Here is a 16486-nt window from a genome sequence, read left to right on the forward strand (position 1 = left end):
ATATCCCTTTTATAAATGTAAAAATACAAAATTATGAGATTGAATGTTGGGGCGTATGTTACGAATCGGGTGTGTATTTGGATTATTGACCTTAGAGGGCACCGCTTTAATTGAACCCAAATTTGCGTTAGGGATTGAAGCGGATACCGGCCGGGAGCGTAATGCCTGCAGGCGTATGAGCGTAATGCCCGGCCGCAGGCAACGCTATGATTGATTTCGGAGTTGGGATTTTCGAATTCGGATTTCTTTTAATATCATACCTGAGCTAAATGAACTAAGGATTTTTTATTGGTTTAGCATTCGGTCAATTATCAAATTCTGTAAATTCTGATTCAGACAATGGCGTTGCCTCCGGCCCGGGCTTTTCGTTGCAAGTCCTCGCCTTTCCTACCCGCAACCTCTCTACGCGCTCCGGGCTTTACACTGCAATCTAACGCGCCCCACGCGCAATCCCCTAATACCATATCTATTCCCATCAAAATAAATTATATTTACATAAAGGTGTAACCTGGTCTGTAAAAGTGTGGTCACAGGGGTTATATAATGCAGAGCAAGCTTTCAGATATCGAACTTATTGAGCAAACCCTGGCTGGTAACCAGTTCGCGTACGCTGATTTGGTTAAGCGGCACCAGCGTTTTGTTTTTACGCTGGCCCTGCGTTTTGCAAAGGGCCGGGAAGATGCTGAAGAGATTGCGCAGGATTGTTTTGTGAAAGCGTACCGCTCGCTGGCTTCGTTCCAGGGGCAGTCAAAATTCAGTACCTGGCTGTATAGTATAGTTTATACTACAGCTATGACATTTTTAAGAAAGAAACGGGTGGATACCGATTCGATTGATGATGAAGGTACATTTGTACAGGTTGAGAGCCATGAATCGGCATATGATACCAACAACGCAGAAAACAAATCGCGGTCATATTACCTGAACCAGGCAATTGAGCAATTACTGCCCGATGACGCCACTATTATTACCCTGTTTTATAAGGGGGAGCAATCGTTAGAAGAAATTGCCCAAACAATGGGTATTGAAACAAATACCGTTAAGGTTAAACTATTTAGGGCACGCCAGCGTTTGAAAGAAAAGCTGGAGCGCAATTTAAAACACGAGGTGAAAGAACTGATATGAACACCATCGAAGAAAAACTTTGGAACTATATTGATGGTACCTGCACACCGGCTGAGCAGGAAGCCATTGCCAGGCTTATTGAGGAAGATGAGCTGTACAAACAAAAGTACACAGAGCTGCTTGTGCTAAACCAGGAGTTTGCCGGCCTGGAACTTGATGAACCATCAATGGCCTTTAACTATAATGTAATGGAGGCTATCAGGGCAGATCAGGCACTGGCACCTCTAAAATCAACTATAAATAAAAAGATTATACTGGGTATTGCGGCTTTTTTTGTGCTAAGCATATTGGCCCTGCTGGCAATCACCGTTTCAAATGTCCAAATTTCTGGAAATCCGTTCAGTGTTGTAAACATTAAACTACCTGCAAATTTAAAATTGCCTGCAGCCAACGCCATTTTCAATAGCGCTTTCATGAAAAGTTTTTTCGTGTTTGACGTAATTTTGGCGCTATTTTTAACTGATAGTTATCTGCGTAGAAAAAAGCTGCAAAAGAGGCATAAAGTGTTCAGTTTTCTATATGCCAAATCATCCAAAGTGTCATATTGACACTGGTCACACCTGGCTTTTGTAACAGGAATCTCAGTTTTAACCTATGATTAATGTATCAACAAGAATACATTAAATAAAAATTTAAAAAGTCGCCGCTTTTGGCACAGTGATTGTGACAAGATTTACGAACTGGTAAACTTACCGGTTTAATTGTGATAAGGTTTAGGTTGAAAGTCTCCCGACGCAAGGTTGGGAGGCTTTTATTTTTAAAGGCGATCCTTCTCTCAAACCAATAACAGATTCCATTTAAAATTTCCCCGATGGAAAATTATATCCGGATCCATTTAACCAATGACAAGCCCATACTTACGCTAATGCCATTAAAAGAGGTATTGAAAAAGCTGCCTTCTGCAAAATTTCAGCGCATTCACCACAGGTATATTGTTCCGGTAGGTAAAATAAAATCCTTACAAAATCGTACAGTGCAATTAAGCAGGTATTGAATTGCCGGTGAGCGGTGCTTACTATGAAGTTATCCGTGGTTTGGTTACTTAAGCTTGGTTTTTTTAATACTCATTACCCAATAACCAAAGAACAGAAGCCATCGCAAAAGTATACGACGGCTTTTGTTCTTTGAGTAAACTTAAAGTTTTGGTCAATGTTATTGCTGGAAATAACCGGCAGCTCTCATATCAGCAATTAACCCGACAGCTTTAGGCTGCCAATTTAGGGCCGCGCGTGTTTTTTCGCTGGATGAGGGGCAACCCAATGATGCAAAGTGTAAAAACCATCCAAAATGCGCCGCCGCTTCATCACCTGTTTTGCTCAGTACAGGCAAATGCAGGCCCTGACCAATTGCTTCGGCAATTTCGCGAAATTCGATACCTTCTTCAGCTACGGCGTGAAACACACGAAGCCCAGGTTGCTTTTCTATAATCAGGCGATATAGAACTGCGGCATCTGAACGGTGAACGGCAGGCCAGCGATTGCTCCCTTCAGCTATATAGACCGATTCTCCTTTTTCCCGGGTCATATTAATGATCATCGGTACAAAACCATGGTCGCCCTCACCATGCACACTGGGCGACAGGCGCACCGTATAAACTTTTACACGTTTTGCCGCGGCAGCCGCGGCGGCCTCCTCTGAAGCTACGCGCGGAATAACATCTGATCCTGCAGGCGGCGCGTCATCTTCTGTAACCAGCCGGCCATAATTCAAAAGCCCTACTCCGGAGGTAATAACTAAAGGTTTACTTGTTCCGACAAGTGCATCGCCCAGGGCTTCAATTACCTTCCGGTCGGCTTCACAATTGGCCTTAAACTGTGAAAAATCATGATTAAAAGCCGTATGGATTACAGCATCGCACGCGGCGGCACCTTGCTGAATAAATTTCAGGTCGTTGATGTCGCCAAGGTATACTTCGGCACCGGTTGATGCCAATTGTTCAGCGCCTTTATCTGAACGGACGAGGCCAAGTACCTCATGGCCTGCCTCTAAAAGTTCTTTTACTATTGCTGAGCCTACAAATCCTGAGGCTCCGGTTACAAATACACGCATAGGTCAATGATTTTATTTGATACAAAATTCCCCAATAAAATCATGCTAAAGATGGTCAGCTGACCATAATTTCAATTAGCGCAGGAGCTGCGCGTGACGGATACGGGTAAGGGTTTTTATGGAGATGCCCAAATAAGCGGCAATCATACGCAGGGGCAAACGAGCCAGGTAGTCCGGGAAGGTTTGGATAAAATCTTCATACTTTTCTTCGGGCGTTGCGCTTAATGAAATCAGGATCCGCTTCCGGCTGTAATGGATATTACGGGCAATAAGGCCTTCGGCAAATTTTTTTAGTTGGGGCACCTCTGCCAGCAACATATCGAAATCCTTTTTTTGCCAGCAGAGTATCTCGCTGGGTTCTACTGCTCCTATGCTCACTTGTGAGGGTATCTGCCGGTCATAACTTTCAACATCAAGCGTCCAGCTGTTTTCCGGTGCAAATTGCAAAATATGCTGATTACCTCCCGCCGAGATATTGAACGTGTGCAGTAGCCCGCTTACAACAAATACCTTGTGCCGGCAAATTTCGCCTGCGCTAAAAAGGAGCTCATTACGGCGCAATTTTCTTGCCACTGCCAGATCACTGACCCTGCGGACCGCTTCCTCAGCCAGGCCACTCCTTCGCAGATATGTTTCAAATTCCGGATGCATCATCCAAAAATAATAAACATTTCAATAGCAAGTTTTCAGATGCGTATAAAATGAGATTCCGATAGATCATCACTGTTGTCCGGTAAAGTTTGTTATTGTTATAAAAAGACTGCATTATGATATAAAAAGAAGGATTTAGGTTTTAAAGCGGATGTCCAAGCCCCCCAATTTTAGTTGCCGTGAGTGATTTGTTGACATGACGGACAGTTTCTCCGGATCGTTCAGAAAGTTAAATAGGTGGATATAACTCATCAGATGGAGTCTTATAATAGAACTCAGATTAGAGAAAGACCATTGTCTTTTGAGTTGTACCTGGACAATTTTGATTAGAAGATCGGCAATAAAAGCGCACCATATCTGTATTTTGATTGCATTCTCATTATCCCCCAGGAAGTATTTAAGCGGGAAATTTTGCTTTACCCGCTTAAATAGTATTTCAATAAGCCATCGTTTCTTATAAAGATCGGCAATAGCTTCAGGTGGTAACGAGAAATTATTGGTTAAAAACTCAAATGTCCTTTCGGTTTCTTTGTCAAAGAAAGTAACCAGGCGAATCTCCAACTGGATACCCTCTTTTTGAGTACGTGTGCCCTGGAGGAGTAGTTTATCTTCGATGACACCGTGTGCCTTGCTTTGTTCGCTAAGCTCATTCAGCCACATTGTTGAGTATTTGGCATCTTTTTTCTGCCTGGTGACAAAGAATACGCCTTCATTTGTCATTCTTTGATATTCAGAATAGTCTACGTAACCTTTATCGAAAACGATAAAGGAACCTGGTTCGAGTTTGATCTCTTTAAGGAAGGGCATATCGTTAGCGCTGGCTGCCGTGAAGCTAATTTTCAGCGGTACATCATCTGCTGCCTTAATGAGCGTATGAACTTTGATCCCGCCTTTTCTCTTACCGTTGGCCTTTCCCGGGCTTGGGGCTTTCAATATTTGCTGAAATAAGGTAATTGTTGAAGAATCGGCAATGAATAGCTTAGGGTCGATCTTTAATCGGCTGTCCGGTAAAAGCTGCTTGTGTCGCCTATACAGGTTATCATAAATACGGGCGAATACTTCAAAGCTACGCTGGGCATTAGCATCACATAAGGTGCTTCTGGCCGGACATTTACTTATACCGATATGATGAAGCTTATGCAGGCTTGCTTTCATGCCGCTGATTACTTCTCTGCTGCTGGTGCATCTGTTAAAAACGCAGTAAAGCATCGTTACAAGATGTGTATAGGTATCAAAGTAACGGTAGTAGAGATCGTGATCCCCACGTCTTGCTAATGATCGAACATTATTACGATCTATTAAACCTAATAACTGATTCAGGACCGGCTGTCCGGTAAAAAAGTACTTTTGCTCATGTTGTGTATTTAAGTGTGGTAACTCAAATATCAACACAAAGGGGTAGTCTTTCGGCTATCCCTTCCTTTTTCCCTAAAAAATCTTTACCGGACAACAGTGATAGATCATTAGCATGTCAATACAAACAAAAAGGCCGTCTCAAAAGAGGCGACCTTGTGTAATAGTAATTAATAAAAATATTATTCTTTAATAAAAGCTAAAAGATCTTTATTGATGGTTGCAGCCTCGGTAGTAGGCATACCATGCGGGAAACCTGGATAGGAGATCAATTTACCATTTTTCAGATGCTTTATAGATTTTAGTGCCGAGTTTGCAAACGGAACTATCTGGTCATCTTCCCCGTGTAAAACAAGTACAGGAATATCTACACTTTTAAGGTCTTCTGTAAAATCTGTTTCCGAAAAAGCTTTAACACAGTCGTAATGTGCTTTTATACCGCCCATCATACCCTGGCGCCACCAGTTGTCCCTGATGCCTTGTGAAATTTTAGCACCTTCACGATTATAGCCATAAAACGGAATAGTCAGGTCCTGGTAAAATTGGTTTCTTTGGGTTGCAGTGCTTTCGCGGATCTCGTCAAATACTGCAATCGGAACACCATCAGGATTGCTTTCGCTTTGAACCATAACCGGAGGAACCGCGCTAATCAGCACAGCTTTGGCGATACGTCCTTTTCCATATTTTGCAGCGTAACGAATAACCTCTCCACCACCTGTAGAGTGACCGATGTGGATTGCACCCTTCAGGTCAAGCGCCTCAACAAGCTCGGCAACGTCAGCTGCATAGGTATCCATTTCATTACCTGTTGCGGTTTGGCTTGAACGTCCATGACCGCGGCGATCATGGGCTATCACCCTATAACCTTGTTCAAGGAAAAAGAACATCTGAGCATCCCAGTCATCGGCAGATAAAGGCCAGCCGTGATGGAAAACTAATGGTTGCCCGGTTCCCCAGTCCTTGTAATAAATTTCGGTTCCGTCTTTTACTGTAATTTTACTCATTTTGTTTTTCAATTATGGTGATTAATAAAGCGCTGAAGATTCAGGGCATTTTTCGCAAATGATTATCAAAGTAATGCCTTTAGGTTTTTCTTTAGATATATATTATATCCGCAAATAAAGCTGGCCGGCATTCAAAAATAGTGAATTAAGGAAGAGCCTTTCAAAATCGTATCGAAATTTACCTTGATGCGATAAATCGGCTATTTTTTTGACGGAAAGCTTAACAACGTTTATTATCGCTAAAAATCATTTATAAAAACCACGTTATAGTATGTAGACAGTTGGATTATCTATATAGATATGCAGCGAAGCTTATAGTTACAAAAGTAATTATCCGTTGATTTCCAGCTTATATCCCTTGCCGTGTATATTCACCAGTTTAATGGCCGGATCATGCTCCAGTTTTTTTCGCAGTTTTGATATGAACATGTCAAGGCTCCGGCCAACAATTACGCCCTCGTCTTCCCAAATCTCTTTTTGAAGCCTGCTCCTTTCAATGATCTCATTTGGCGACCGGGCAAAGATGAGCAGCAGTTTATTTTCTTTTAAGGTGAGCTCGGTAATCATTCCGGCGCTGTGCAGCTGCCGCCTGGCCGGGTTAAATATAATATTACCTATTTTAAAACTATTATCCGGGGCAGAGCTGTTTACAACTGTATTTTTCCGGCTTTTACCCGACATTGAAATTACAAACCCGATAAATGCCAATAAAGGTATCCCGCCAATTAGATAGCCTTTTGAGGGCATACTCAATCCCTGGCTTTTAAATTTGAGGTTGATCACATAGCAGCTTTTAGGTTGTTTCCGCCCCGAGCAGGGCATTATGTTGTCCTTTTTATTTTTGAATATAGCATAGCCAAATATCACACTGTTCCCTCCACAATTTAAAACATTCACAATATAGTCGTTAGCCAGGTTGTCCTTTGCCAGGGCACTGCTAATTGCTTTCACAAGCGAATCGGGCTGAAAAGAAAATTCATTCTCAAACCGTAACTGGTACTCATTTTCGGCAATCTTTTGTACCGGCATCACACGCGATGTACTATCACCCGAATATAACAACACCTCATGCCCAATTTTCCGGAGCAGAATTTCCTGCCGGGCCATATCAAAGTCATCCTTACCGGTAAAACTGAAAGCAACACATAAAAGGGTCATGAGCAGCAGGGAACCAAGCCCCAGCAAGCGTTTGGTTGTCTTATTCATTGGTAGTTTGGAACCGGCCATATTCCCGGAGATTTAATTTACAAAGTTTACAATTTTATTTACAATATCGGCAATAACAAACGCACTGAAGCTGAGTAGGTTTACCAAATAAATCACTTATACTATGTTAAGAAAATACGCAATTATCCTGTGGCTGTCCATGGCCTTGATCCCAGCCTCTGCACAGCAAACCTACCATTTAGATATTAAAAAAAGTAAAGTTTTATGGGATGCCCGCAAAACTATGGGTGGCCATTACGGCTATCTGCTTTTTAAATCGGGCAGCCTGGGGTATACGGCTGCCGGCGAACCAACAAACGGCGCCTTTAGCCTGAATATGAATACCATGCACAGTACCGATCATGCCGATGCGGCCGGGAATAAAAAGGTAGATGAAGAGTTGAAAAAAGAGGGCTTTTTTGCAGTAGGCCGGTACCCGGAAGCAACTATGGTTGTTAAAGAAATTACACGCGCTGGCCAGTCAACCAACTTTAACGTGACCGGCATCCTTACCATAAAAGGGATCAGCAATCCCATTGAATTTATGGCAACTATCATTAAAAAGAACGAGATCATCAGCGCTAAGGCAAATACCACAATTGACCGTATCAAGTGGAAAATCGATATGCAGCCTAAGCGGGAAGCATGGGATTTCTTTTCGGCCGTAAAAAACACAGTTGTTACCGACGAGATAGCGGTTTCGCTGAATCTTATATTTACGGCCGATTAACGCCCTTTGCAGCCGGGTACAGTTGCAGAATCCTATTTCAGGGCCTGGTTATAATATTACCGGTTAGCACAGCATCTTCAGATAGTGAATCACATGGTAGGCGATTGTTCGTAAATATCCCAATACTGGTCTTTTGTATTTGTCTTTTTAGCTAAAACTATCTGTGAGTTAACTGCCCCCTTTTTATCAGATGGCGTAATGTATAAGTCTGTCCCTTTCAGTTTAATCATGAAAGTATCATGATCTATCGCCTCAAACTCATATTGCTGATTGGCGCTGTTCGTGTTAAGCGGTTGTTCCTCTAAAGCTACGTTTACATCAGCATCGCCCTTAGGCTGGAATGTTTTATTGGTAAGCAAATTCTGAAGCTGATAGGTATTCCCTGCAACATGTTTAAAATTCCAGGTCATGCATTTCCAGTTTTCGGGATAGTAAGCAACCAGTGGGGTACCATTTTCTGAATGTGCGTCTTTAACCCGTAACAGCATCCCGGTTTGCTCATTTTTAATAGCATAGCTCCCTTTAATTTGTTGGGCCGAAACCACGAGGCCAGGTAACAGGAAGCATAACAGCCAGGCAAATTTTTTCATAGGTATATCGATTTAAACAAATTTAGATACAAACTGCAAACAGCTGTTATCAAAATTGATTCAGTTTTTAGTCGATATGTATCAAAGCGGTAGATGTGTTGCATGCGAATTGATTGTAACAAATGTGGTGTCCCCAAATTTTAATTCCCCATAAAAAATTGGAAAAACACCCAGGCCTTTTTTTCTGAAACAACATCATGTTCCAAATTTTAAGAGTGAAACACGAAACACATTAAAACGTCATCTGTTCTGATAATAAACGCTTTAACGATTTTAGTGAAACATATCCAAATAATTGATAATCAATTATTAAAACTTTAGAGAATATAAAGTTAATGTTTCAACAGTGCTTTTTCGAAGGCTTTTATGCTACTGATTTTTTGATATTTTTTGAGCAAAAATAAACCTGGAAGGTTTTGGAAAAAAAGTACTGACAAAACAGCGCCACCATTTTTAATGACTAAAAATTGTTGCTTTCGCAGGCAAAGTGCTTGCCCGGTTTTAGGCCGATTTACGTTATCGCCCAACTTCAGCCAGTGAATGAGCTGAAGTTAGAAACTTCAGGGATATTCAATCACGGGTTATGCTATCGCAAAAACCGCGGCAGTATGCTTTTATCCCTTCATTACATTCACCCTATCCCCTTTCCAGTCGGGAAACAGTATATGATCATTATTTATCGCAAGATGCTTATCAGCTACTGAGCTGAACACACTTCTAAAGTCGGTAGTTACGGTAAGGTCGCGGCCATCTTCAAGGTTTTCAACGGCGAGCGGCTTTACATCGCCATACACTAAACCGCCGCTTACATCATTACCTAAAATAAAGTTACATGAAGCGCGACCATGATCGGTACCACCAGTCCCGTTTTGATGTACGGTACGGCCAAACTCGGTCATGGTCATTATGGTAACATCGTCCTGGTAGGTGCCCAGGTCGGTCCACAGGGCCATTATGCTGTTGCTTAGGTCGGCCACATTCCGGGCGAAGATGCCGTTTTCGGTTCCCTGGTTAAAGTGGGTATCCCAACCGTTCGATTCGGCAAAGGCAACTTCCAGCCCCACATCCATTTTAATGAGTTGGGCTATTTGTTTCAGCGAATTGCCCAATGCCGAGCTGGGGTAAACAGCGCCATTGGCAGGCGTATAATTTTTAATATCAGTTTTCTGCAGCATCTTCATAGCTTCAAAACTTTCCTTTCCGGTTTGCTTCAGTAAGCCGGATGCGGTTTGATCATACAGATCTTCAAAACTTTTGGCCGCGATATTGGCTCCGGCAGGATTGCCCCGCATTTGAATCGCAAAATCCTGCAAATTGCTGATGGCCACCGAGGGATTGTCGCCATAAAAAGAACGTGGCATGGCCGATGTCATGCTCACGGCCGTAAATGGTGTAAGCGCATCATGCCCAAGCAAACCTACAGCCCGGTTAAGCCAGCCGCTTGAGGTCCCTTTATTGAATGGAGTGCCCGATTCCATATAATCCTGCGCATCAAAATGCGAGCGGGTATTATTAGGCGAGCCTATGCCGTGAACAATGCCCAAACGTTTTTCGCGAAACATGGGTTCAAAGGCCTTCATGGCAGGGTGCAAACCAAAACGCCCGTCCAGGTCTATCAGCGGATTATTTGTACCACTTTTGGCAGCCGACATGAACAGGTTTGGCCTGGCAGCTTTCAAATAATCATCAGTAAACGGAGTAACGGCCATCAGGCCATCCATAGCTCCCCGCTGAAAGATACATACCAGCGTTTTTTCTTTTTATAGGGCGATAAGATTTTTTCGCTCGCGGCTGCCTCGGCTAAAAAACCGGGTATACCGCCCAGTAACCCTACACCTAAAAGGGCCAGTCCGCCCGATTTTAAAAAGCCTCTTCTTGATACCATTTTTAAATCCTCCTGCAATTAACGCCTCTGATATTCGGGTGAACCAATGATAACGCCAACCACCTGCGCCAGCATAGAATTATTGCCGGAGGCACTTTGCATCGCTATAAAATTATTTTTTCGTTTACCTTTTAAACCCGCCTGCTGATCCATCATCTCATCACTAGCAGCCACTGGTACCGCGGTTGTTGCAGGAGTTTTGGCGCTGGCTTCGCCAACCTTTTCCATAAGTTTGGGATCGTTAAGCATAGGTGTAAGCCGTTTGATGGTTTCATCAAGCTTACGGCCCGGCATAATGATTTTACTATAGGTGATAAGTGCGGCCTGTGCGCTTTCGGGTTCGTGATGGTTATTGAGTGCTGCAAGATCAACCTTTACGCCGGGGATCCGGCCCGATGCCAGTGCCAAACCAAAATTCATACGGTTAAGCAGCGCGCCGGTATTGATCCAGTATTGGCCTTTATCGGGGAAGCCGGTCGGGGCCTGGTAATAGTACATCTTTTCGCCCATTTTATTGATCCAGTTAAACAACTGGTAAGGCTGGGTAATATCGGCATGCAATGAACGTACCGAGCCTATGGCCAGCTCAAAAGGTGATTTAGTTTTTCCCTTACGGCTGCCGCGCTCCAAAATTCAGGCGCATTAACCATGGTGATCAGTACCTGTTTAATATCACCATCCTTATTCATAAAGGTACGGGCCATTTTATCAATAAGGCTTTGCGGCGGGTTATCGCTCACAAAGCGCACAGCTATTTTCTTTGATATAAACCTTGCCGTAGCTTGTTGATGTGCCAGCATATTAAGCAGTTGCACACCCTCCTCGTACCCGCCTCCGGCAGCAAAATGATGGCCTAATACCGTCTTTTCGCCGCTATCATGTTTGTTCGGGTTAAACAGAAAATCGCCCTCATGTACAAAACCACGGCTTTGCAGTTTTTCATCCCCAATACGGTTCATGAGTTTTTGGCCTGCTTGTCCGTAAGTGCCCATTGGATAAACCGACCAGCCGGTAAGTACTTTAGCCGCCTGGGTAACATCCTGCTGGGTATAGCCGCCGTCAACGCCAAGGGTATGCAGTTCCATTACCTCGCGGGCGTAATTTTCATTAAGCCCCTGTGCTTTTTTTGTTTTGTTTATTTTGGGCATATTGGCAAAACGACCTGTATCCGTACCCTGCATTTGCTGCATCAGCCGGCGGCGGATCGGCCTGTTACTTTGCTCCATATTGTCCTTATTCCCCGAGCTGCTAAAATTATCCAGGTAATATAGCATGGCCGGCGATTTGGCAGAGGCCAATAACAAATCATTAAATTTGCCAAGGGCATTAGCGCGGATCACATCGCGCTCATAAGCGGGGATATATTGCGAACAGTCGTTTTTTACTATAGATACATTGAAATGATTGAACCAGAAACTGGTCATTACTTCCTGTAATTGATTATTGCTGTAAGCCGCTCTTAATATTTTCTGGTTGATGAACTGGCGTAACAGCTCCTGCTCGGGCTTTAATCCGTTTTGCTGCATGTAGTTTTGCAACTGATCGCGATAAGCTTTGCGATCTGTTTTTACCGAATCTTTGTTAACTACCCCATCCCTTATAGCCATTCGCAAAACCTGCGCGCCTTTGGGGTATTGGGCAACAACTTCTGTATTGCTCAGTTTTAAGGCATCGTATTTATTTAAGAGTTGATTAAGGGAATCATCCGGGAGTTGGGCATCCAACTGTTGGGCGAACCACTTTTCGGGGCCGATTTTGGATACTTCTTCTACTTCGCCCGGGGTTGCCCCATAAGTAAAACGGCTCAGTAAATGAGCCGCGGCCTGTTCGGGTGTTAAACCCGCCTGCTTATATGGAAATTTTAAACTTGCATTAGGATAGCCCGGCAAAAAGGCAGTAAATACGGTAAACAAACACAACAACATAACAAAGCCACACCAGTACTTAACAGCCTTTTTCATAGTATCCGGGTTATTAAATTAAAAATTTAACTTTTGCATTAGTACGACCATAAAAGAACCCTTTGGTTTAATTTAATTGTCAAAGAAACTTATACACATATCCATTTAAACCAAAACTCATCTATATTGTCAATAAATTAATTATCTGCAAAAAATAAAAAATATGAAAAAACTATTGATGCTACTGGCCCTTGCCTGCGGACTAAACTACGCAGCCAACGCACAAAAAAAGATTGAAAAAACGCCTGCTCAAAAAGCGGCCAACAAAACCGAGCACCTGCAAAAAAACTTAAAACTTACTGCCGACCAGGCAAAAAAGTCAATGTTATCCTGCTTGCCCAGGCAACAAGTATCGATAGCCTGAAAAAACTGAAACAGGATAAAAAAACCAGTCACCTGGCCGATCAAAAGATTAAACAACGCACTGCCACCGGCTTAAACAAGATTTTCACCCCCGAACAACAAAAAGCCTATGCAAAATTAAAAGCCGATAAAAAAGCCAGGAAAGACGCGGCTAAAGCTGATGAATAAACGAAGCCAGGGCTTTCAGGGTTAAGGTATTAACTTGACAAATTATAAATTTAAGAGCGGGATGTTTTCCGCTTTTTTTGTTTTGTGTGCCTTTCTGCTTTATCTTAAATAATCCTAATTTTAAGATCAATCGGTGATCATAACATGGCTTCAAATTTATTGGCAAAAAACAAACATACCATACTGTACGCGGTAGCACTTGCACTGCTGTTGTTTTTGCTGAAATGGCTTGAGCTTAAACTGATCATTGTTGATAATGCCTATGAAATTTACATGGGTGCCATAGCAGTATTTTTTACCGTATTAGGAATTTGGCTGGCACTTAAACTTACCAAACCCAAAACGGTTGTTGTAGAAAAACAGGTTTATGTAAATAACGGACCTAAATTTATCATTAACCAGACAGAGGTGGAAAAGCTTGGCCTCAGCAAACGCGAGCTTGATGTTTTGCAATTAATGGCCGAAGGATTAAGTAACCAGGAAATTTCAGAGCGTTTATTTGTATCGTTGAATACCATCAAAACACATTCGGCAAAGGTGTTTGAAAAAATGGAGGTTAAACGCCGCACCCAGGCCGTGGAAATGGGGAAGCGGCTCAGCATTATTCCTTAACCCGCTTCATACTTTAGTACTAATGGCAGCATATTTTCCAAAATCACCCTAAAGTATGAGCCCGAAAAGTTTCTGACAAGCCAAATTTGCTCTATCAAAATATAAACGATATGAAAAAGAATGTATTTGTTTTTGGATCAATCTCCGGCCTGATCATTGCTGCTACCGGGGGAATTTCGGGAGCCCTTTGCTATAACAACCCCAACTTTCAGGGCAACATGTGGGTGGGCTATGGCTCCATGTTGCTGGCGTTTTCGCTGATATTTGTAGCCATCAAAAATTACCGTGACAAATACAACGAAGGCATAATTAGTTTCGGCAAAGCTTTTATGATCGGTCTTTACATTGTATTGATCACCTCAACAGTTTATGTGATTGTGTGGTTAATAGAGTTCTATAACTTTTACCCCGATTTTATGACCAAATACGTCGCCCATATTTTAAGGGAAGCCAAAGCCAATGGTGCTACGGCTACCGAACTTAAGCAACAGGAAGCAAGCATGGCCGGTTATGTTAATATGTACAAAAGCCCCTTCGGCGTAATTGTGCTTACTTATATGGAGATACTGCCCGTTGGCCTGGTGATTGCGCTGATAGCAGCTTTGATCCTGAAACGCAAGGATGCCAGCCCACAATTGGCTACGAATTAAATAGATACATTGACATAAATTTATCGCATTGTTGTAAGCGAAGCATGGCAATCTCGCAGCCAATGCATATTTGCACTGTATGGTATGCGGTTGCCACGCTTCGCTCGTAGTGACATGCTGAATAAAAAGTATTTATTCCTAAATTGGCTCAATGATATTTGATTTCAGGCTGAAGGTTTTTTATACGGTTGCACAACGGTTAAGCTTTACCAAAGCTGCATCCGAGTTATTTATCACCCAGCCGGCGGTCACCAAACATATCAAAGAACTGGAGCAACAACTCAGCGTACAGTTGTTTAAACGAAACGGCAATAATATTTCCCTTACCACTGCCGGCAAGATCCTTGAAAAATACGCCGAGAAGATTTTCCAAACCTATACCGACCTGGAAACTGAACTGGCACAGCTTAACAACCTGGAAGCCGGTACACTGCACATAGGGGCCAGTACCACCGTGGCGCAAACCATTTTGCCCAAGCTGCTGGCTATGTTTAAAAAAACATATCCCAAGGTTACTTTCAATTTTATCCAGGCCAATACCGATCAGATCTCGCAGCTGGTACTGGCCGAAAAAATAGATATTGCCATTGTAGAAGGTGCTGCCCATTCGCCGCAATTATCCTATACCGATTTTATTAAAGATGAAATTGTACTGGTAACCAGTGCTAACAATAAGTTATCCAAAAAGACCGAGATCACTCCCAAACAATTACCCGCTATCCCGTTGGTTTTAAGGGAAGCCGGATCGGGCACCCTGGATGTTATCTTCAATGCCCTGGCCGCCGTGCAAATCAACCCTAAAGACCTGAACATCGAGATTCAACTGGAGAGCAGTATCGCCATAAAACAATATCTTTTATACTCAGAAACAGCAACATTTCTCTCCATCCAATCGGTAGTAAGCGAGTTAAAATACAACGAGCTCACCATTATTGATGTTAAAGGATTAGAGATTTTCCGCACTTTTCAGTTCATACAATTGCATGGCAAACACAGCAAGCTGATAGAGTTATTTAAACGTTTTTGCCTTGCCAATTATAACTTAAAGTAATCTCATATTACTTTATATCATTTGATTGCCAGTTAGTTTAGCGGCAAATTTGATTGCTGAATCAAAGGCGATCATACATGGAAAAAATTACTACCGATATCTGCATTATAGGCGCGGGACCTGTTGGTTTATTTGCTGTTTTTGAAGCCGGGCTGCTAAAAATGCGCTGCCACCTTATTGATGTGCTGCCACAGGTTGGCGGCCAGCTTTCCGAAATCTATCCGCATAAACCTATTTATGATATTCCCGGTTATCCTGATGTTACCGCACAGCAACTGGTGGATAATTTGATGCTGCAGATAGCCCCGTTTCACCCCACCTTTAGTTTGGGCGAGCGGGTAGAAAACCTGCAACGCAATGATGACGGATCTTATAATATCATAACCAACGACGGTACAACCGTTCATTGCCAGGTAGTAGTAATTGCCGGCGGCCTTGGCTGTTTTGAACCCCGCAAACCAGAAATTGACCGACTTACGGATTTTGAGGGAAAAGGTGTAGCCTATATGGTGAAGAATCCCGAACATTTCCGTGATAAAAAAGTAGTGCTTGCAGGTGGCGGCGATTCTGCCCTGGACTGGGCTGTTTTTCTGAGCAACGTAGCCGAACGGGTTACCCTGGTCCATCGGGGGGATACTTTTCGCGGAGCACCTGATAGCGCCGAAAAGGTATTTGAACTGGCCAGGGAAGGCAAGATCGACCTGGTCCTTAAGTCAAACGTAGTTGCCTTAACCGGCGATGACCACCTGCAGGAGATTACCCTGCTTGACCGGGACCAGCAGGTAAGCCATGTTGAAGCCGATCACCTCATTCCGTTATTTGGCCTTAGCCCCAAACTTGGCCCTATTGGAGACTGGGGGTTGAATATCGACAGATCGGCCATCGCGGTAAATACAGTTGATTACAGCACCAATATTGAGCGCATTTATGCCATTGGCGATATCAATACCTACCCGGGTAAGCTTAAACTGATACTCTGCGGTTTTCATGAAAGTGCGTTAATGGCCCAAAGCGCTTTCAAATATGTTTACCCCGAGCAAAAACTGAGTTTTAAATACACCACCGTTTACGGTGTAAGCGCTTTTTAG

At 43.0% G+C, this 16486-nt stretch carries 19 protein-coding genes and 1 pseudogene; 10 read left to right on the plus strand and 10 right to left on the minus strand.

The genetic code is table 11. The annotated features are described in order from the left end of the window. Nucleotides 1-55 precede the first annotated feature (55 nt). From ACQ86K_RS28660 to ACQ86K_RS28675, 4 genes are all read left to right on the plus strand, one after another. Complete coding sequence (locus ACQ86K_RS28660) at nucleotides 56-214, plus strand: hypothetical protein (RefSeq protein ID WP_176844522.1); 159 nt, start codon at nucleotides 56-58, stop codon at nucleotides 212-214. A 329-nt stretch (nucleotides 215-543) separates the two neighbouring features. Then, nucleotides 544-1125 carry an RNA polymerase sigma factor gene (locus ACQ86K_RS28665; protein WP_091171604.1) on the plus strand — a complete coding sequence of 194 codons (582 nt, stop codon included), beginning with the start codon at nucleotides 544-546 and terminating at the stop codon, nucleotides 1123-1125. Then, nucleotides 1122-1673, plus strand: a complete 552-nt coding sequence (locus tag ACQ86K_RS28670) for a hypothetical protein (RefSeq protein WP_431199198.1) — start codon at nucleotides 1122-1124, stop codon at nucleotides 1671-1673. The genes ACQ86K_RS28665 and ACQ86K_RS28670 overlap by 4 nt, the downstream gene beginning before the upstream one ends. A 263-nt stretch (nucleotides 1674-1936) precedes the next feature. Next, nucleotides 1937-2119: a LytTR family DNA-binding domain-containing protein gene (locus ACQ86K_RS28675; RefSeq protein ID WP_091171600.1), complete on the plus strand. Its 183-nt coding sequence runs from the start codon at nucleotides 1937-1939 to the stop codon at nucleotides 2117-2119. A 158-nt stretch (nucleotides 2120-2277) separates the two neighbouring features. Here ACQ86K_RS28675 and ACQ86K_RS28680 read toward each other — a convergent pair whose 3' ends face one another. From ACQ86K_RS28680 to ACQ86K_RS28700, 5 genes are all read right to left on the minus strand, one after another. Further along, on the minus strand, nucleotides 2278-3174 hold the full coding sequence (locus tag ACQ86K_RS28680) for an SDR family oxidoreductase (protein ID WP_091171599.1): 897 nt from the start codon (nucleotides 3172-3174) through the stop codon (nucleotides 2278-2280). Between the two features lie 75 nt (nucleotides 3175-3249). Beyond that, nucleotides 3250-3747, minus strand: coding sequence for a Crp/Fnr family transcriptional regulator (locus tag ACQ86K_RS28685; protein ID WP_431199199.1), 498 nt, complete (start codon nucleotides 3745-3747; stop codon nucleotides 3250-3252). Between the two features lie 213 nt (nucleotides 3748-3960). Further along, nucleotides 3961-5217 carry an IS4 family transposase gene (locus tag ACQ86K_RS28690; RefSeq protein WP_431199200.1) on the minus strand — a complete coding sequence of 419 codons (1257 nt, stop codon included), beginning with the start codon at nucleotides 5215-5217 and terminating at the stop codon, nucleotides 3961-3963. A 143-nt stretch (nucleotides 5218-5360) separates the two neighbouring features. Next, nucleotides 5361-6182 (minus strand): alpha/beta fold hydrolase, encoded by an 822-nt coding sequence (locus ACQ86K_RS28695; RefSeq protein WP_091167627.1) that lies wholly within the window; start codon nucleotides 6180-6182, stop codon nucleotides 5361-5363. A gap of 330 nt (nucleotides 6183-6512) precedes the next feature. After that, nucleotides 6513-7388, minus strand: a complete 876-nt coding sequence (locus ACQ86K_RS28700) for a winged helix-turn-helix domain-containing protein (protein WP_256337411.1) — start codon at nucleotides 7386-7388, stop codon at nucleotides 6513-6515. 124 nt (nucleotides 7389-7512) lie between these two features. Here ACQ86K_RS28700 and ACQ86K_RS28705 point away from each other — a divergent pair, with 124 nt between their 5' ends. Beyond that, on the plus strand, nucleotides 7513-8118 hold the full coding sequence (locus ACQ86K_RS28705; RefSeq protein WP_091167621.1) for a YceI family protein: 606 nt from the start codon (nucleotides 7513-7515) through the stop codon (nucleotides 8116-8118). 89 nt (nucleotides 8119-8207) lie between these two features. Here the strand turns inward: ACQ86K_RS28705 and ACQ86K_RS28710 are convergent, their stop codons facing one another. From ACQ86K_RS28710 to ACQ86K_RS28730, 5 genes and pseudogenes are all read right to left on the minus strand, one after another. Then, nucleotides 8208-8708 carry an RICIN domain-containing protein gene (locus ACQ86K_RS28710; protein WP_091167619.1) on the minus strand — a complete coding sequence of 167 codons (501 nt, stop codon included), beginning with the start codon at nucleotides 8706-8708 and terminating at the stop codon, nucleotides 8208-8210. A 332-nt stretch (nucleotides 8709-9040) separates the two neighbouring features. Beyond that, nucleotides 9041-9235, minus strand: coding sequence for a hypothetical protein (locus ACQ86K_RS28715; RefSeq protein ID WP_091167617.1), 195 nt, complete (start codon nucleotides 9233-9235; stop codon nucleotides 9041-9043). An 87-nt stretch (nucleotides 9236-9322) separates the two neighbouring features. After that, the gene (locus ACQ86K_RS28720; protein WP_431199201.1) at nucleotides 9323-10417 is read right to left on the minus strand and encodes a DUF1501 domain-containing protein; all 1095 of its coding nucleotides are present in this window, start codon (nucleotides 10415-10417) and stop codon (nucleotides 9323-9325) included. Then, entirely contained in the window at nucleotides 10417-10593 is a 177-nt protein-coding gene (locus ACQ86K_RS28725; RefSeq protein ID WP_431199202.1) for a hypothetical protein, read from the minus strand. Before ACQ86K_RS28725 ends, ACQ86K_RS28720 begins: the two co-directional genes overlap by 1 nt. A gap of 18 nt (nucleotides 10594-10611) precedes the next feature. Beyond that, a pseudogene (locus ACQ86K_RS28730) lies at nucleotides 10612-12554 on the minus strand (DUF1800 domain-containing protein). Between the two features lie 163 nt (nucleotides 12555-12717). Between ACQ86K_RS28730 and ACQ86K_RS28735 the strand changes: the two are divergent. The 5 genes from ACQ86K_RS28735 to ACQ86K_RS28755 all read left to right on the plus strand — a co-directional run bounded on the left by ACQ86K_RS28735 (nucleotide 12718) and on the right by ACQ86K_RS28755 (nucleotide 16486). Continuing rightward, the gene (locus tag ACQ86K_RS28735; RefSeq protein WP_431199203.1) at nucleotides 12718-12918 is read left to right on the plus strand and encodes a hypothetical protein; all 201 of its coding nucleotides are present in this window, start codon (nucleotides 12718-12720) and stop codon (nucleotides 12916-12918) included. A gap of 311 nt (nucleotides 12919-13229) precedes the next feature. Continuing rightward, nucleotides 13230-13697, plus strand: coding sequence for a response regulator transcription factor (locus ACQ86K_RS28740; protein WP_091167606.1), 468 nt, complete (start codon nucleotides 13230-13232; stop codon nucleotides 13695-13697). 110 nt (nucleotides 13698-13807) lie between these two features. Next, nucleotides 13808-14347, plus strand: coding sequence for a DUF4199 domain-containing protein (locus ACQ86K_RS28745; protein ID WP_091167603.1), 540 nt, complete (start codon nucleotides 13808-13810; stop codon nucleotides 14345-14347). Nucleotides 14348-14498: 151 nt separating this feature from the next. After that, a complete protein-coding gene (locus ACQ86K_RS28750; protein WP_218117180.1) occupies nucleotides 14499-15398 on the plus strand; it encodes a LysR substrate-binding domain-containing protein in 900 nt (299 codons plus the stop codon). 77 nt (nucleotides 15399-15475) lie between these two features. Continuing rightward, nucleotides 15476-16486, plus strand: coding sequence for an NAD(P)/FAD-dependent oxidoreductase (locus ACQ86K_RS28755; RefSeq protein ID WP_431199204.1), 1011 nt, complete (start codon nucleotides 15476-15478; stop codon nucleotides 16484-16486).

Source organism: Mucilaginibacter sp. P19 (genome assembly GCF_050632265.1).
GTDB classification, from domain to species: Bacteria; Bacteroidota; Bacteroidia; order Sphingobacteriales; family Sphingobacteriaceae; genus Mucilaginibacter; species Mucilaginibacter gossypii.

Excerpts from the sequence above, each read along its gene's own strand:
- ACQ86K_RS28670 (WP_431199198.1), top strand. The coding sequence starts at position 1,122 with ATGAACACCATCGAAGAAAAACTTTGGAACTATATTGATGGTACCTGC.
- ACQ86K_RS28755 (WP_431199204.1), top strand. The coding sequence starts at position 15,476 with ATGGAAAAAATTACTACCGATATCTGCATTATAGGCGCGGGACCTGTT.
- ACQ86K_RS28720 (WP_431199201.1), bottom strand. The coding sequence starts at position 10,417 with ATGGCCGTTACTCCGTTTACTGATGATTATTTGAAAGCTGCCAGGCCA.
- ACQ86K_RS28660 (WP_176844522.1), top strand. The coding sequence starts at position 56 with ATGTTACGAATCGGGTGTGTATTTGGATTATTGACCTTAGAGGGCACC.
- ACQ86K_RS28735 (WP_431199203.1), top strand. The coding sequence starts at position 12,718 with ATGAAAAAACTATTGATGCTACTGGCCCTTGCCTGCGGACTAAACTAC.
- ACQ86K_RS28680 (WP_091171599.1), bottom strand. The coding sequence starts at position 3,174 with ATGCGTGTATTTGTAACCGGAGCCTCAGGATTTGTAGGCTCAGCAATA.
- ACQ86K_RS28745 (WP_091167603.1), top strand. The coding sequence starts at position 13,808 with ATGAAAAAGAATGTATTTGTTTTTGGATCAATCTCCGGCCTGATCATT.
- ACQ86K_RS28750 (WP_218117180.1), top strand. The coding sequence starts at position 14,499 with ATGATATTTGATTTCAGGCTGAAGGTTTTTTATACGGTTGCACAACGG.
- ACQ86K_RS28665 (WP_091171604.1), top strand. The coding sequence starts at position 544 with ATGCAGAGCAAGCTTTCAGATATCGAACTTATTGAGCAAACCCTGGCT.
- ACQ86K_RS28705 (WP_091167621.1), top strand. The coding sequence starts at position 7,513 with ATGTTAAGAAAATACGCAATTATCCTGTGGCTGTCCATGGCCTTGATC.
- ACQ86K_RS28695 (WP_091167627.1), bottom strand. The coding sequence starts at position 6,182 with ATGAGTAAAATTACAGTAAAAGACGGAACCGAAATTTATTACAAGGAC.
- ACQ86K_RS28700 (WP_256337411.1), bottom strand. The coding sequence starts at position 7,388 with ATGAATAAGACAACCAAACGCTTGCTGGGGCTTGGTTCCCTGCTGCTC.
- ACQ86K_RS28725 (WP_431199202.1), bottom strand. The coding sequence starts at position 10,593 with ATGGTATCAAGAAGAGGCTTTTTAAAATCGGGCGGACTGGCCCTTTTA.
- ACQ86K_RS28740 (WP_091167606.1), top strand. The coding sequence starts at position 13,230 with ATGGCTTCAAATTTATTGGCAAAAAACAAACATACCATACTGTACGCG.
- ACQ86K_RS28710 (WP_091167619.1), bottom strand. The coding sequence starts at position 8,708 with ATGAAAAAATTTGCCTGGCTGTTATGCTTCCTGTTACCTGGCCTCGTG.
- ACQ86K_RS28675 (WP_091171600.1), top strand. The coding sequence starts at position 1,937 with ATGGAAAATTATATCCGGATCCATTTAACCAATGACAAGCCCATACTT.